The organism is Paenibacillus sp. Dod16, from assembly GCF_049893405.1.
Taxonomy (GTDB): Bacteria; Bacillota; Bacilli; order Paenibacillales; family Paenibacillaceae; genus Paenibacillus_AQ.
In genome coordinates, this window is sequence record NZ_JBNDYG010000027.1 from 59,645 (window position 1) to 74,913 (window position 15,269).

Annotated in this window: 14 protein-coding genes; 4 read left to right on the forward strand and 10 right to left on the reverse strand. The window is 49.9% G+C overall.

The genetic code is table 11. From position 1 onward, the window contains the following. Positions 1-113: 113 nt before the first annotated feature. Both ACPV3A_RS19145 and ACPV3A_RS19150 read right to left on the reverse strand, forming a co-directional pair. The gene (locus ACPV3A_RS19145; RefSeq protein ID WP_426200606.1) at positions 114-1,088 is read right to left on the reverse strand and encodes a COX15/CtaA family protein; all 975 of its coding nucleotides are present in this window, start codon (positions 1,086-1,088) and stop codon (positions 114-116) included. Between the two features lie 244 nt (positions 1,089-1,332). After that, positions 1,333-1,677, reverse strand: a complete 345-nt coding sequence (locus ACPV3A_RS19150; protein WP_071222388.1) for a thioredoxin family protein — start codon at positions 1,675-1,677, stop codon at positions 1,333-1,335. A gap of 138 nt (positions 1,678-1,815) precedes the next feature. Here ACPV3A_RS19150 and ACPV3A_RS19155 point away from each other — a divergent pair, with 138 nt between their 5' ends. After that, positions 1,816-3,210 (forward strand): DUF2515 family protein, encoded by a 1,395-nt coding sequence (locus ACPV3A_RS19155; protein ID WP_426200607.1) that lies wholly within the window; start codon positions 1,816-1,818, stop codon positions 3,208-3,210. Positions 3,211-3,487: 277 nt separating this feature from the next. Here the strand turns inward: ACPV3A_RS19155 and ACPV3A_RS19160 are convergent, their stop codons facing one another. From ACPV3A_RS19160 to ACPV3A_RS19170, 3 genes are read right to left on the reverse strand one after another with little or no spacing between them, the layout of a single operon-like run. Further along, the gene (locus tag ACPV3A_RS19160; protein ID WP_426200608.1) at positions 3,488-5,161 is read right to left on the reverse strand and encodes a putative polysaccharide biosynthesis protein; all 1,674 of its coding nucleotides are present in this window, start codon (positions 5,159-5,161) and stop codon (positions 3,488-3,490) included. Positions 5,162-5,217: 56 nt separating this feature from the next. After that, positions 5,218-5,697: a DUF456 domain-containing protein gene (locus ACPV3A_RS19165; RefSeq protein ID WP_071222385.1), complete on the reverse strand. Its 480-nt coding sequence runs from the start codon at positions 5,695-5,697 to the stop codon at positions 5,218-5,220. 7 nt (positions 5,698-5,704) lie between these two features. Further along, a complete protein-coding gene (locus tag ACPV3A_RS19170) occupies positions 5,705-6,451 on the reverse strand; it encodes a Cof-type HAD-IIB family hydrolase (protein ID WP_071222384.1) in 747 nt (248 codons plus the stop codon). A gap of 259 nt (positions 6,452-6,710) precedes the next feature. Here ACPV3A_RS19170 and ACPV3A_RS19175 point away from each other — a divergent pair, with 259 nt between their 5' ends. Continuing rightward, positions 6,711-7,172, forward strand: coding sequence for an SRPBCC family protein (locus tag ACPV3A_RS19175; protein WP_426200609.1), 462 nt, complete (start codon positions 6,711-6,713; stop codon positions 7,170-7,172). Positions 7,173-7,235: 63 nt separating this feature from the next. Here the strand turns inward: ACPV3A_RS19175 and ACPV3A_RS19180 are convergent, their stop codons facing one another. From ACPV3A_RS19180 to ACPV3A_RS19190, 3 genes are all read right to left on the reverse strand, one after another. Continuing rightward, positions 7,236-9,293: a peptidoglycan D,D-transpeptidase FtsI family protein gene (locus ACPV3A_RS19180; RefSeq protein WP_426200610.1), complete on the reverse strand. Its 2,058-nt coding sequence runs from the start codon at positions 9,291-9,293 to the stop codon at positions 7,236-7,238. A gap of 143 nt (positions 9,294-9,436) precedes the next feature. Beyond that, positions 9,437-10,585 carry a transglutaminase domain-containing protein gene (locus ACPV3A_RS19185; RefSeq protein ID WP_426200611.1) on the reverse strand — a complete coding sequence of 383 codons (1,149 nt, stop codon included), beginning with the start codon at positions 10,583-10,585 and terminating at the stop codon, positions 9,437-9,439. Between the two features lie 109 nt (positions 10,586-10,694). Beyond that, on the reverse strand, positions 10,695-11,141 hold the full coding sequence (locus ACPV3A_RS19190) for a hypothetical protein (RefSeq protein WP_194544550.1): 447 nt from the start codon (positions 11,139-11,141) through the stop codon (positions 10,695-10,697). Between the two features lie 180 nt (positions 11,142-11,321). Here ACPV3A_RS19190 and ACPV3A_RS19195 point away from each other — a divergent pair, with 180 nt between their 5' ends. Both ACPV3A_RS19195 and ACPV3A_RS19200 read left to right on the forward strand, forming a co-directional pair. Continuing rightward, positions 11,322-12,494: an MFS transporter gene (locus tag ACPV3A_RS19195; RefSeq protein WP_426200612.1), complete on the forward strand. Its 1,173-nt coding sequence runs from the start codon at positions 11,322-11,324 to the stop codon at positions 12,492-12,494. A 433-nt stretch (positions 12,495-12,927) separates the two neighbouring features. Then, the gene (locus ACPV3A_RS19200) at positions 12,928-13,275 is read left to right on the forward strand and encodes a toprim domain-containing protein (protein WP_071222378.1); all 348 of its coding nucleotides are present in this window, start codon (positions 12,928-12,930) and stop codon (positions 13,273-13,275) included. A 76-nt stretch (positions 13,276-13,351) separates the two neighbouring features. Here ACPV3A_RS19200 and ACPV3A_RS19205 read toward each other — a convergent pair whose 3' ends face one another. Next, positions 13,352-13,969 carry an SCO family protein gene (locus ACPV3A_RS19205; protein ID WP_426200613.1) on the reverse strand — a complete coding sequence of 206 codons (618 nt, stop codon included), beginning with the start codon at positions 13,967-13,969 and terminating at the stop codon, positions 13,352-13,354. A gap of 79 nt (positions 13,970-14,048) precedes the next feature. Further along, positions 14,049-14,987, reverse strand: coding sequence for a heme o synthase (gene cyoE, locus ACPV3A_RS19210; protein WP_071222376.1), 939 nt, complete (start codon positions 14,985-14,987; stop codon positions 14,049-14,051). Between the last annotated feature and the right edge of the window lie 282 nt (positions 14,988-15,269).

Here is a 15,269-nt window from a genome sequence, read left to right on the forward strand (position 1 = left end):
TATCATCGGCTCCCCCCTTACTATACAACAAAGCCCTCGAGGCAGGCTCGGGGACTTTGCATAAACGATGTTGTCTGAATTCGATCTTTTTATTTCATGGTTTTTGCTTTTCTTTATACAATCTTTTCGCGAGGTATGCTATGATCGGGCCGCATTTCGGCTTTAACCGGTCTGCTGAGCTGCCAAACCCTGACACTTAAATAACACAGTACGCCGAATAAGGCGGAGATCAGCAAGGTATGCCCCAGTGCGGAGAATACGTAAACCTCCTCGTTATGCATCGTTGCCATAATGAGGGCGCCGCTGAACACCTGCAGCAGACAGAGCACGGTTGCCGAGATGCCCAGCATCTGGATCTCCCGGTTGTCGCGGTTCCGCCAATATGCAAAATGCCCCATCACCGCCACAACGATCAGCAGCAGAAGCGCCGCCACGCGGTGCATAAAGGCGATGCCTACCCCTCCGCTCAGCTCCGGTATCACTTCCCCGTTACACAGCGGCCAGCCGGAGCACCCTTCCCGGGAATCGGTATGGCTGACGAACGCACCGATATAAACCACGATGTAACTGTACAAGGCTGTGCCCCATACTAAATTACGGAAGCCCTTGCTTACCCGAGGCAGACGCTCCAAGTCTACGGGCCCCTTCGCCTGTTCTACCCGCCGCATACCCAGAGCCAGCATGACAGAGCTAGCAAAGGCAATCAGCGAGAAGCCAAAATGCAGCGCCATAATCGCAGCCGATTGAGGCTTAACCACCGCAAGAGCACCCATGATCGCCTGTACAATAACGAATACCGAGGTCCCGATAACATAAGCCATCAAATCCCGGCGATCCCGCTTGTACTTCCAGAACGCAATCAGCGAAGCGAGCGCCGCCAAACCCGCCATTCCGCTAACGGCCCGGTGTGAATACTCAATCATGGAGGATACCGTGTAAGCGGGAACAAATTTACCGTTGCACAGCGGCCACTCCTGACCGCAACCGAGTCCCGAGTCCGTCTTTGTCACAACCATGCCACCGAACGTCGCGCAGAACATAACTAAGCATGTTATGTAACTCAGCCATTTTAGTTGTTTATCATTCACTTATCTCACCTGCTGCTCCTAATCATTCACTATTTAAACCTTTACAGGATCGCATCGTACACAGTCCACATTTCATTATACCTGATTCTACCGCCACGGTCACTTGAGCGATTGTGACAAAATGTTCAAAAATGAGAAAAACCTTCATGATCCAGGTACTTGACTTCATCGCCATACCTCTATTCGATATATAAAACAACACCGCCGCCAGTTATAGATCAAGGCGGCGGTGCTATGGTCACCCTTACTTATGAATCGTACTGTATACGTCCACGGCACGCTGCAGGAAATCTTCAATTTCCTCGCGCGATTTGCGGAGTTTGTTAACATAGCGAACCAGCTCGCGTCCATCGGAGTATGCAACAAAGCTGGGGATACCCAAAATATTTTGCTGCTGACTCACGTCACCGACAGCATCGACGTCAACCTCTACCAGAGTCAATTGGTTTGAGAACTTCGTCTCAACCTCCGGCATGAATGGATCGATAAACTTGCAATCGCCGCACCAGTCTGCTTTAAATACGGCAACGGTCAGTCGCGGAGACTGGATTGCAACCTGAAATTCTGCTTCCGAAGTGATTTTTTCCATTGATTATCTCCCCTTTACGTCGAGTTCCTTCCCCCTTAGTGAATCAAAATGTTGAGTGGAAGTCAAATTTTAGAGCATACTGACATTATGATGTTCACAGGCAGGGATTAACCATCAGAAAGTGCAGGTGACCCCCGAATGCACTCGAACGGAGTCAAAAATAAAAAAAGCCAGGGCAAAGATGATGTATGGTCATGGGCGGCAGCCATTCCGCAGGCCCTGACAGAATCATGGTCGGGGATGATCGCGTCATGGCGATTCTCCTTAAAGCTCCGGACAAGCAGACACGAATTGCAATGGGACTATGCATCGGTAAGGAGGATTCGCGTAAAGCTCAAGGAAATCCTCTCCTCCCATCCCTATTTGCAGCAGAGCGTTTCCCCGTTTCCGTTGCCTTCCATGCAAGGGTATAGCGAGATTCGGATTCATGAACCAGGTGCAGATGTTCAGCTATCTCAAGAAGAGCAGCAGTTGATTCATCATATTCAGGAGGCCGCAGCCGCAGCCAACCGGAGTAACGTAACGCGTACGCAAGCCTATTTGGACTGTTATATATCGCATCCTGAGCTGCATTGGGCCTTCCTGGCCCATATGGTATCGCGTAATGCCGGATGGAATATGAGCGATCTGAAAGGCGGATTGATGTCGGATCTCATGGATCCGACATTCAAGAGCAATCTGTACCGTTTCCTGGAGCGCTGCAATGCGCTGATCTTCCAGGACGCCTATCCCCAGCTGCTTCTCTATATACACAGTCGAAATAAAGGCAAGCCCCTATTTCATTTACTCCCCCACTTTCATGTTTCATCGTTCATGACACCGTTCTGGGAACAGTTCTGGCAGGATCAGAGCAGTTCGCTGCTTACGGTGGCACTCATTATTAATGAGCAGAACTATATTGAGGGGCGTGTGGCGAGACATCCTTTTTACCAACAACATATTCTGGAGAATCCCTTCTTTCGGATGCATGAGCTGACCCGGTTGAATCAAATCGTGTTTCCGCTGGGTCAAGTCCGACGAACAGTGTCGGGGGAAAGCGCTGGGCCAAAGCCCCTATCCCCAACCAGGCCGCTGGCCGGACTTACCATCCCCAAGTTTGACGACCTGTCCATTCGGATCAAGGCAGGCCGTTCGCTGTATGCTTTATTGTTTGGATATGAGGAAATTTACCGCGCTGTGCTGGCCTTCGCACGATCCACCAAGCACCAAGGATCGCGCGCTGAATACTGGCCGGCCTTGTTTACGCCGACCCTTGAGCAAGCCATGAATCATGGCCACGCGGGATCTGACCTCATCGCATCAGAATGGCTGCCCGAAGGCCAACGTCTGTACAGCCCTTATCTTGAGGAGATCTGGGAGGATGACCCCCCCGAGCCGATTCCCCGATACGACTGGTTTCAGGGCCGGGCGATGTTTAGGCATATCCGCAAACCGTTACGGCCGCTGCTGCCGGATATTACTCACGCCCATCGGGCCGCTCTGGAGAAAACCTCCATCGTGCATGATGTGTCTGATCAGTTCCATCCGCATTAAAATGAAAAGAGACCGTCCCGATACTGCAAGGAAGGTCTCTGTTCCGTTCTATATACACGATAAGTGCGTGTTCAAAAAGGTCGATTTTAAGCACCGAGAAGGTTGGATGAAGCTAGGGACTGAGGAGCGGAGCGTACGTTTGGGTACGTGAGCACCGGAAGGCCCGGCTGAATTCAAGATTCGATGCCGAGCTGCTTCCTGATTCCCTTCGTGTTAGATATAGAATTTATGAGTTATCAGTGGAACTGATGAAATTCTATATCGCAAGAAAACCTACCTATGCATCGCGGTCGCTCATCCTTGAAGTGGCCTCGATAGAGGTTTTCTTATCAAAAGCGGACTTTTTGAACAACCTCTGTCTCATAAGCGGACGGAACACCTTCTGCAAAAGGCGCGGGTAACTGCTCAGCTCCGATTGCCGCAATACGCCAAACACCACCAGCAGGACAAGATATATAATGACTACGGCCACGCCTACAACCAGGCAAGTCAGCAGGAATGCCAGCCGTGCCGGCATGACATCGACCATTTTAATACCGGCCAGATTCAGGCCATATCCGATTCCCCCGGCAGCAATCACCGTCAGCACGAAGCCCGTCCAGCGTTTGCCCAGGATGGAGAAGGATACAATCCCTTTAATCGATCTTATATTCAGTATCGTAATGACAAGGAAACAGAGCGCCGTGCTCCCTATGATCCCGTAGATCCCAAAGAACGGAGCAAGCAGGAAGCTGGCTGCAAGCTTGACCACAACCCCAACCATCACGTGAATCATCGAGAGCTTGGCCTTCCCGATTCCGAGAAGTATGGAATTTGTGGTCATCATCGTGATTTGGAAAATCGTACCGAACGTCAGAAATCCAATAATCCCGCTGCCGCCCAAGGAACTAAACAGCAAACCATTAATGGAATAGGATGCCACGCATAGCGCAATCACCATCGGCATACCGGTCAATATGGCAACCCGCATAGCCAGCGATACTTGCTGTTCCAGATGCTCCTGATCTTTCTTCGCAAACGCTGCAGAGATGATCGGAATGAGCGAGGTGCTCAGGGCAATGGCTAGAATCGGCGGAATCCCCGCCACGCTTTGCGCCCGGTTTCCTAACACCGCGAGAGCTGCGGTTGCTTGCCCTAGGCCAACCTGCCCGATCAACAGTGGCTTAACAATGGAGCTGTCAATGAAGTTAACAGCCGGAACCGCCAGGGAAGACAGCACAATCGGTATAGACAACGTGAATATATCCCGGTATATCCCGCCAAGCGGAATGGAGCGGTCCGCTGCCGGCATCTTGAGCTCACGATCATTTCGGCGAAGCTTTACCGTAAAGTACAGCATCACCGCAAATGCTCCGATACTGCCGAGTACGCCCCCGAAGGAGGCGCCGGCAGCAATCCAGGTATCGTCGTATCCCATCCGCAGCAGCACGTAAGCTAGGCCGATCGCTGTCAGAACCCGTGCAATCTGCTCGATAATCTGCGATATGCCGCCAGCCGTCATATTATTACGTCCTTGGAAGTATCCCCGCATCATGGCGATGGCCGGAAACAACAGCAGCGCTGGGGCCAATGCCTGAATGGCCGCGGCGGCCTCCGGCTGCTTAGCAATATGGGTAGCATAATAAGGGGCTCCGAAATAAAGCAGCAGCGTCATGACAACGCCTGCTGCTCCGGCAAAAATAAGTGCAGCATGATAGACACGACGAGCCTCCGCTGGCTTGTTCAAAGCATGACGCTCGGATACCATTTTGCTGAGCGTGCTGGGAATGCCGGCCGTTGCTACCGTTAACAGCATTAAATATACGTTATTGGCGATCGTAAATGAGGCATCCCCTATATCGTTCAGCATATGCTCCAGCGGCACCCGCTGAACAAGACCCAGCACGCGGGCGACCAGCGCAGCAGCGGCCAAGATGATCGTGCCTTTAATAAATGACTCTTTCTTTGACAAAACCGTACCCTTCTTTCTCCTCCAAAGCGCCTCTTACAGCGATTCCTAAGCGTCTATTAGAAAATCCAAATGAAGAAAATAACAATCATCGCGAGTTGTAAAATAACCTTCACCACAATGCTGCTGAACAATCCAATGACCGATCCGAATCCAACCTTCATGGATTTGCTCGGTCCCGAACCTGCCAGCATTTCACCCAAAAATGCTCCGAGGAACGGTCCGATAATCAATCCAAAAGCGGGAATAACGAACGGCCCGATAATCAGTCCGATGGTGCTGCCCCATATCGAGGCTTTGGAACCGCCGAGCTTCTTAACCCCCCAGGCGTTAACCGCATAATCGGCAATGAAGAGCACCACCAGAATGATGGTCTGAATAATCCAGAACCATGAATTGTAATGCTCGAATGTAAAGAACCAGCCGTAAACGAACAGCGCCAGGTAAATGGCGACAACCCCCGGCAGAATAGGGTAAATCGCCCCTGCCATCCCAATGATAAACAGAGCGATAACGATAATCCAGCCCAATATGTCCATCAACATCTCACCTTTCGATCAAAATATGATCCCTGATGACCTCAACGATGCCGTCCTCATTGTTGCTGGAAACCACAAGGTCCGCTTCATCCTTAACCGTCTGCTGGGCATTGCCCATCGCCACGCCGAGGCCGGCCTGCTGAATCACAGCCAGGTCGTTCAAGCTGTCGCCTACGGCTACGACTTCGGACATGCTAATGCCGAGCAGCTCGCACACCTGTCCAATTCCGGTCGCTTTGTTAACGCCCTGCGGATTGATTTCCAGGTTATCCGGCGAGGAGTTCGTGATCTCCAGTCCGCCCATATCCTGCAGGCGCATCAGAATGTTGTGACGCACCTCATGATCATTCGTGGTGTAACCGAATTTCAGCCATTCCTGATTCGCGATATCGTCGGTCCAGTTCTCAGAGTTATACAATCTTTCTACTGAATACGCCCAGAACCATGATCCGGTTTCAATGGCCAGTGCGTGCATTTGCTCCACGAGCTTGCTGTCGAGCAATGCGCGGCGGTGCAATTCATATGGCGCACGCCATACCTCGCCTCCGTTCACCGTTACCATCGGTGTCGTCAGTTCAAGCTGTTTGGCATACGGATAAGCATCCTGAAACGGCCGGCCTGTCGAGAGACAGACATGGATGCCGTGCCGTACCGCTTCCTTGATCCACTTCACCGTTTCCTCAGACACTTCATGATCGTCCCGCAGCAGCGTACCGTCCATATCCAGTGCCAACAATCGATATTTATGTTTCATGGTATTAACCCCCTTACGAATCACAAGCAAACATAACGACATTTTACCACAAAAGGCATGGCGTCAAAACATTCCCCTATGAATAGCCGCCCCCAGACATGCCAAAACTGAGGTAACGCTAGCCTCAAGTAGTATTTCCCAAGCTCTCGAACAAAGCACACGACCCTTGAAATAAATGAGCAATGTAAAAGAAAGAATATGAATTCCTATATGCTACGATATTACTGAAGACAACCCCGAAAGGAGTCATAAAATTCATATGACCAAACTCAATGAGACCCCTGTCGTGACGGCAGAGATGTTGATTCGAAGACCCGTTTCAGAAGTATTCGAGGCTTTCATCCACCCTGAGATCACAACCAAGTTCTGGTTTACCAAAAGCAGCGGCAAGCTGGAGGAAGGCCGCCATATCCGCTGGGATTGGGAGATGTACGGGGTACATGATGACGTGTACGTTCAACGTATCGAAGTCAATCGCCGCATCGCGATCGAGTCTTCGGACCAGACCAAAACCGAGTGGACATTCACGCCACGGGGCGATCATGAGACCTTCGTTGCCATTACCCACTCCGGATTTACAGGTAGTGCGGATGAAATGGTACACGGGGCTATTGATTCCATGGGAGGATACACCATGGTACTTTGCGGCCTGAAAGCGCTGCTGGAGTTTAACGTCGTCCTGAATCTGGTGGCGGACAAGGCTCCGGACGCCCATGTGTAACGGATAAAGAAAAGGCAGCCAACCCGTTGAGGGCACTTGGCTGCCGTTTTTGCAGATATCCTCTTATTCGTTACTGCCATCCCCATCCTCACCCTCGGTATTTTTAGGATGAGGCGTACCGTCGAGTCCGTAAATCTCGTCATACGCGTCAAAAATTTTACGGGCAACCGGCGCGGCACTCTGGGAACCGAAGCCTGCTTCCGGAATGACCACGGCGACGGCCAGCTTCGGATTTTGCCGTGGAGCAAAGGCGATGAACACCCCGTTCTCCACCCGGATCCGAGTACCGTTTTTATAAATATCCTGCTCGGATGTTCCTGTCTTCCGTGCAAAATCATATTTAAAATCTTCAAATGCTCGAAGTCCTTGCGTATTCATCCCTGCAATGACTTCATTCCAGTACTGCTCTGGGAATTCCGCTTTATTTAATACCTCGCGTTTGAATTCCTTGATCACATTGCCGTCCTGATCCACAATCTTGCTCGCAAGCTGCGGCCGAATGCGTTCTCCCCGATTGGCAAGCGTGCTGGCATACTGTGCCAATTGGAGCGTCGTATATTTACCGGACTGGCCGAATGAAGCGTATGCCATGGCAGCCAGATAACTTCCCGCCTGCTCGATATTGGTATACTCGATGATTCCTTTATGCTCCTTTGGCAAACCGGATTCGGTAGAAACCCCAAGCCCGAATTCCTTCATATATCTATGCCATACTTCAACGGATTCGGAACCATATTTGTTATACAGTCGTTCCCCAATCCAGTCAACCATAAAGGCGTTGGAGGAATGCTCGATCGCTTTTCGGGCGTTCAGAGATCCATAGGCTTTACCGCCTGAGTTCCGGACTCTCGTATTATCCTTACCGAAAAATGCTGCCCCGCCATCATAATAATAATCGTTCGGTCCGAATAGTTTCTCATTAAGTCCAATCAATACCGTCAAGGGCTTCATAGTGGAACCGAGCAGCACAACCGATTCCAGATTGTTGCCGGATCGACCGGAACTGTATGGAGAGATCGTCCCGTTGCCGTAATACTTCATGACGGTTTCCCAATTAGCATCATCGGTCCCATTCTCCCACACATTCGGGTCATAATCCGGCATACTGGCCATGGCAACAATGTTTCCGGTGTCCACTTCCATCGCTACGGCATACCCCGTTTGCGCATTCGGATGCGTTTTACCGGAAACCGTATTGGCGTGAAGCCATTTCAGCTGATCAATGATCGCCTGCTGCGTCACCTTCTGGATATCCTTGTGGATCGTCGTATGAATATTGTAGCCCTTCTCCGGGGCGATCATGGTTGGCACCCCGTCCGCCATGTTCTGCGGATTAATCGGAATGCCGATATATCCGTTCTTGCCGCGCAGCTCATCCTGGAACATCATTTCGAGTCCGTCTACACCGACCTTCTCTTGCTCCGTGTAGATGAGTCCCGGATCTTTTTGTTTCTTATTCTGCTCATCGATCTGTTTATATTTATCCAGTGTCTTATTTCCGCGGAATTCTTTCAAATAACCAATCGTTTGAACGGCGATTTTGTCCGGGTTGTATTGACGCTGACTCTCTTCGACAACCTCGACTCCAGGATATTCATTTTTATGCTCCATAAAGTAGGCCACTTCTTTAGTCGAGAGATTTGCCTTTATGCGTCTCGGCTCATAACCCGGCTGCTTGTTGAACTCCAGGTCCATCGCTTTGATCACATCATCCACCGTTAGCTTTTCGGCTTTTGGATCACCATACTGTTCGAAGACCTTGACCATTTCCTCGGCCAGCTTTTGGATCTCCGGACGGTTCTTCTTCCCCCGTTCGGATGAACTGTAATCCTTTAACAGCGTTAAATATAGTGCTTGGGAAGGTGTCGAGTAGGCAAGCGGTGTTCCGGAAGCATCGATGATGCTGCCCCGGATCGGCTGAAGCGGGAAATTTTTAACCTGCCCGCCGGTTTCGAGCTCTTTTAGCTCAGGCCCCTCAACGAACTGCAGTATAGCAAGGCGTATAATAACGACACAGAATATGATAAAAGTGCTGAAAAAAAATAGATTAACCCGCAAGTTAAACTGACTGCCGGCATCTCGTTCTTCTTGTTTGCGCTTATCCGGCCTAAACCCTTTCACGTATGCTTCTCCCCTTTATCCACAATCACATAAACCCATATTAACATAAACGCCCCCCCACTTCATCTGGAAGGGCCCTCCTGATGGGAAAGGGCGGACTTCCCTTGCTCCAAAGTCCGCCCTTCTCCATATCAACACACCGATCAAAATACCTGCTCCTTAATATGCGTCTCATTGAAGCGCGGCGGGTTAAACCAGTTTCCGCTCTGTGCCCAGGTCGGGTCCAGCGGTATCCACCGCTTCTCTTCATTCAAGTAGACCTCATTCCAGGCATGCGGACCATAACCGCCTTGACCATTATATCCCCTGCCGGTGACGACCCGGACTTTCAGATCCTGAGACCGGGCCATCATGGCATACAGCCGGGCATAATCAATGCACACGCCTAACCTTGTATCGTACGTATCCTGCGGTGTCTGCTCTTTCCATATCCGCTGCTCTTCATACAAGGTCACTTTGTCGTGATCATATGTTATCCGGCTGCCAACCCAATCATAGAGCTTTCGCGCTTTCTCTTCATCGGTTGACGAATCCTTCACGACATGGGCTGCCGTCTGCTCAATGCCCTCGGGAATCTTGTGGTCGATGACCTCATACTTCCGCTGAATGATCCCGTTCAATTCTTCCTGAACGGATTGGGTAAAGACCGGCAGCTTCTCGCGGACGAGAGAACCCGACAAAGGCTCTATGACTGCCTTCGCCCCCTGTTGATAAACGGGTGAAGCCTCAACGTACCGGCTAAAGCCGTGATCAGGATTGAGACTGACATAGATAAATAAGATCGCAATAACAATAATACTCCGCGCTGCGCCCATGATGATGCCAATTCCCGCACCTGTTAGCCGGCTCAGCAGCGATGCCGATGTATCTTTTCTCGTTTCGAAGAGTCCCAGCCTGCCTCCCATAATCAGGGACACGAGCAGACGCAGCATAAATACGATAAGAGCGTAACTTAACATAAACAGCACCGCAAACCGCAGCAGCGGGAAATCCGCCAGCGATTTTAGGGCTGTATAATAAATCTGTTCCCAGAAGCGCAGCTCTCGATTCGGTAAAGTGGAGACCGTACCCAGCCAATCGCCTGCTTTAGGTGATAACCATAATGTAAAAGGAACGGAGATCGCAAGCCCGACCAGGCGCAGCACCGCATCCCCCAGAAAAAAAACAAGCTTCCCGGCTGACCGGGAGGCTCCGCGACTCCATCCCTGTATTAGTGAAAAAGCCACAATCAGCAGCAGCAAGATGGTGATTCCGTTCCCACCCAGCACACTATCCTTCCATGCCGACATCAACGGTATCCCCTCCTCTCCCCATGATGTCTTGTCAACCGATGTAATCAAGCTGCAGCACTAACAACGCTGCCGCCCTCGTACATTCGCTTCCGATTGCGTTCTATCTTTTTTATTTAGAGGCCGTATTGCTCTTGGCATCGTCGATAAAGCTCTGTATTGTATCGTTGATATCCCACTTCCCTACCGAAACTCCGCGGAAAGTCACTTCAACCTCTTCGGAACCGGCGCTTCCTTTCAGCTCCAGATTGGGAGCTTTAATGGAGTAGGTACCGTCCTCATTCGAGGTATATTTCGCTTCCTTCGCTTCTTTCATCATCATGTTCAGCGCTTCTTTTTTTATCGTGTCTACCGTTTCTTCCTTCACCGTGGTTACAACCTCGCCGATTTTATCTAAGGAAATTCCGCTGTACACTAACAATCCCACGATGATAAGTACGGCCAGCGCCCACTTAATGACGGTTCTCACCACATTCAGCACAATAAACAAGATAATTAAGGCGATGGCAATGACCAGCCAGTTTTGTTTGAGAAATTCAATCCAGACCTGAGTATCCAATACAATTCACTCCCGTTCATCGTTTCAAAAACGGCGGTTCATGGCCGTCTTATTAATTATACATGATACCCCGCAAAGCTGTCAGCCAACCGGGTCTTTTCACAAAAAGGTATAAGCTTGCCCTTTCGAACGTACAAGTAGTAGTAACAATATCAACTTGCCGGATAGGAGGGTGCCATATTGAAAACCGCTTTATGGCTCTATATGTTTTTGTTTCTGGCGTTTTTTGATTTGCATGCTCAGTATCCTGTACTGACGCCTTTTGCCATCTCTCTTGGCGCAGCCCCTACGTTTATCGGCTGGATGATGGGCATTTATGCTCTGACCCATCTGCCTGGCAATCTGCTTGCAGGCAATCTGATCGATCGGCACGGCAGCAGACGCTACATTATTTTCAGCTTAACCGCCGCTGGTGTTATCCTGCTGCTCCAGGCTCATGTCCAATTGCCCTGGCAGCTGCTCGTGCTCCGCTCGATCAGCGGATTCGTTCTGGCCTTTTTGTCACCGGCCTGTCTGGCACTGCTTGCGTCACTCTCCCGGGATCCTGTTACGCAAGGCAAATATATGTCCGGTCATGGCGTAATACACACTCTTGCCTCTGTCTTGTCCCCGGCCGCCGGCGCTTTCATTGTAGCCAAAGCAGGATTTTCCGGTACATTCCAGAGTCTGGGCTGGCTTTTGATTTTCACCGGCTTGATGGCGTTTCTCAGTCTCCCGAAACCTCTGTCAGCCACTGCAAAGGATAAAGGTCAGGCTGCTGTTCCGATCAACAACGGGACACCGGCGCGGCTTCCTTTTAGCTTGCGCTTATATTTGATTCCGTTTGCTATCGCATGCTCTCAAGGAATCCTGTTTTTTGAAATACCGCTGCGAGAAAGCGGGCTGGCAAGCATTATGTCCACCGGACTTCTATTCTCCGTCATTAGTCTTGGAGCTCTGGTCACATTAAGCATGCTGTTTCTTAATCGTTATGCGCCCCATATCAGAGTAGCCATCGGCGTATTGGGGCTGGCGATTTGCTTCTACGCTCTGGCCGCAGCTGACCATGTACCGATTATGATCATCCTGTTTGCACTCGGGCTAGCTAAAGGATTGCTGTTTCCGGCATTATCCTCATTGTTCATCGAGCTAAGCGGCGGAGGCAGACTCGGGAAAGTGTTCTCATTTCAATCCATCGCCATGTCGCTTGGTTCCTTTGTCGGCCCTATTACGGCTGGACAGCTCCGAACGGTGGTGTCACCTTATTTCATCGCGTTTCTAATGCTGATGACCGTTCTGCTGCTGCTCCCCAAACGCAATCGTGAAGCCCCTTTAACGGCCATCTCACCGGAAGCCCCAATCTCAACCGTCTAAGGAAGCTGTACCAGGCTTGAGTCAGCGCCCAAAAAGATGCGGATGGGCCAACACACAGTCCATATGGGTAAATCCACATAAGATACAGTGTGGCAAATGACCACGTACATCTAACCAAGGGGTGAAGTAATCATGAGTCATGTTCATCATCATAAACATTGTCATACAGGAGGCCATGGAAATTCTGTAGGGATGGTTCTTGTATTGTATATTCTGCTCGTCATTATCTTGAGCTGTTTCTACTAGAATACATGGGTTATCCTTGTTGCGGCCATCCAGTGGATGGCCGTTTATTTTGCCTGCTTTGCATGATCGATAAAAAACAAGTTACACTATACATACACCATTCGACACAACCATCATTCGACGGCGGATTATCATTTCCCGGGGAATGCTGCCAAGGATCTCCGTATCATGACAGAGGTGAAAAAAGATGCCGATATTCATCATAGTAGAGGGTAAGAACGACAGGAGTCGATTACGCCGATTGCTGACTTCAGATATAACCATCTTGTGCACGTTCGGAACGTTAAACACCGCCAAGCTTGAAAGCCTTCATAAACAGGTGAAGGATCAAGAGGTCTATCTTTTTATGGATAACGACAGCTCAGGCAAGAAAATTCGCGGTGCCCTGCGCGACATCTTTCCTGATGCCGAACAGATTTATACGCGCCGGGGATACGCCGGAGTTGAAGGAACGCCTGACGAGTACCTAATTGCCCAGCTAGAGAAGGCCGGGCTGGAAGAGTTCATCATTTACCCGCCTCCTGCTGAATTCTGATGAACCTTGTTTTAAAATAATAAAAAGGCGTCTCCATCCTTAACGATAGAGCGCGCCTTTTGGTTTTACCTATAGGTTATTCCTTTATTAAAGACTTAATGTCCTTCACAATATCCTCGGTCTTCACTTCGGCCGGGTCTGCTGCATTATAAGTCTTCCGAATATTGTTATCCCGGTCAACCAATGCAATGGAATTGCCATGCGTGAAATTCGTCGAGTTATTGCCGAGCAGCGGGATTTTGAAAGAGTCCTGCATCAGCTTCCTTGTTTCCTCCTGATCTCCACGAAGGAAGTACCAGCCGCTATAATCAGCATAGAAACGGTCCCCGAATTCCTTAATCTTCTCTTTTGTATCGGTCTCCGGGTCAAAGGAGATGGACACGAAGTTAACCTCTTTACCGAAGAGGCCCTCTTTCTTCAAGTCTTCCTGTATTTGCGAAAGTACCAGTGTCGTAATCGGGCACACATCCGGGCAGCTGGTGAAATAGAAGTACATGAGCTTCACCTTGCCTTTGGTATCCTCCGATGTGATCGTCTTTCCATCCACATTCTCCATGGAATACGCGGCAACCTCACGAACGATAGGAAACTTTTCTTTTCCGAATCCCAGCGAATTGAATACCAGGTAAATAGCTGCTATTACACAGACAGCGAGTAGTACCCAAGTCCATTTGTAACGTTTGAATGCATTCATGACCTTCCCCGTTCTCCCTTCGTCTCAGGCAATCCCTGTTCTTATCAGGTTTAGTGTAGCGTTTAAGCCCTTCCACCTATTAAAAGGTGGTATTGAGTATGAGAACGATCAGGCTCAAGGTCAAGTAGTTGATGGAGATAATAAATACTTTTTTGGACCAAGCTTCATCGTCCTTGGCACGGAAACCTTGGAGTGCGGCGTAAAGCCACCAAACAGCCAGGAAGAGTCCGATAACCAGAAAGAAAATACCGGCGTACCCATACGTGTACATCAGAATAGGGATCGGAATAAGCAGCACCAGGTAAGGAATCATCTGATACTTCGTGCGTTTAATTCCTTTAACAACCGGCAATAACGGGAAGCCCGCTGCGCGATACTCTTCAACGCGGCGAATGCCCAGCGCCCAGAAATGTGGCGGCTGCCACAGAAACAGAAGTGCGAACAGCAGCACCGCAGCCATATCTACGCTTCCTGTCACGGCCACATAGCCGATCACCGGAGGCATCGCTCCGGAAATAGCGCCTACCGATGTGCTCCATGTTGATGAACGCTTTAACCATAATGTGTATACCACAACGTATACGAACATTCCGATCGCTCCGAATATCCCTGCCAATACCCCTGAGAACAGGAATAACATAGCTAGTCCAACGACCCCAAGTATGATGGCATACCAAAGAACAACCTTAGGTGTCAGCCGTCCGGTTGGAAGTGAGCGATTCCGTGTGCGCTCCATCTTCATGTCGAGCTCTCTGTCGAAATAGTTATTGAAAACACAGGACGAAGCCATAACAAGCACGGTTCCGAGAAGTGTCATAATCATCAATCCAAATTGGATATCCCAGCGCGATGCTAGCCAAAATCCGGCAAAAGCCGCTATCAAATTTGACCGGATGATTCCGGGCTTCGTCACCGTGATAAAATCTTTCCAAGTCCCCGCCTTATCGGGAGGTGCAGGCGCTGCCGAGGCAAGTGCTGCGGATTCTGAAGGAGCCTGGTATCTCAAGTGATTATCCACGTGTAAACGTTCCTCCTTGTATCTGTCGTTATGGAGGAAGTACTGCCTCCGCTATAAAGTTTATCATATCATTAGTAAAAAGTGTTTAGCAATCATTCGGAATTCGATCCATCTATATGACAATTCAGTGACATTTGGAAGCGATCTATTCTTGACGTTATGCCGTTGTTTAAGGCACAATTTGTCTATGTAGCAAAGGTGAGTGTCGATCCCTTAATATGAATACAAAGCCCGGAGCGCAATGATAGCGCTCCGGGCTTCCATACTCACGTTATGAGAAAG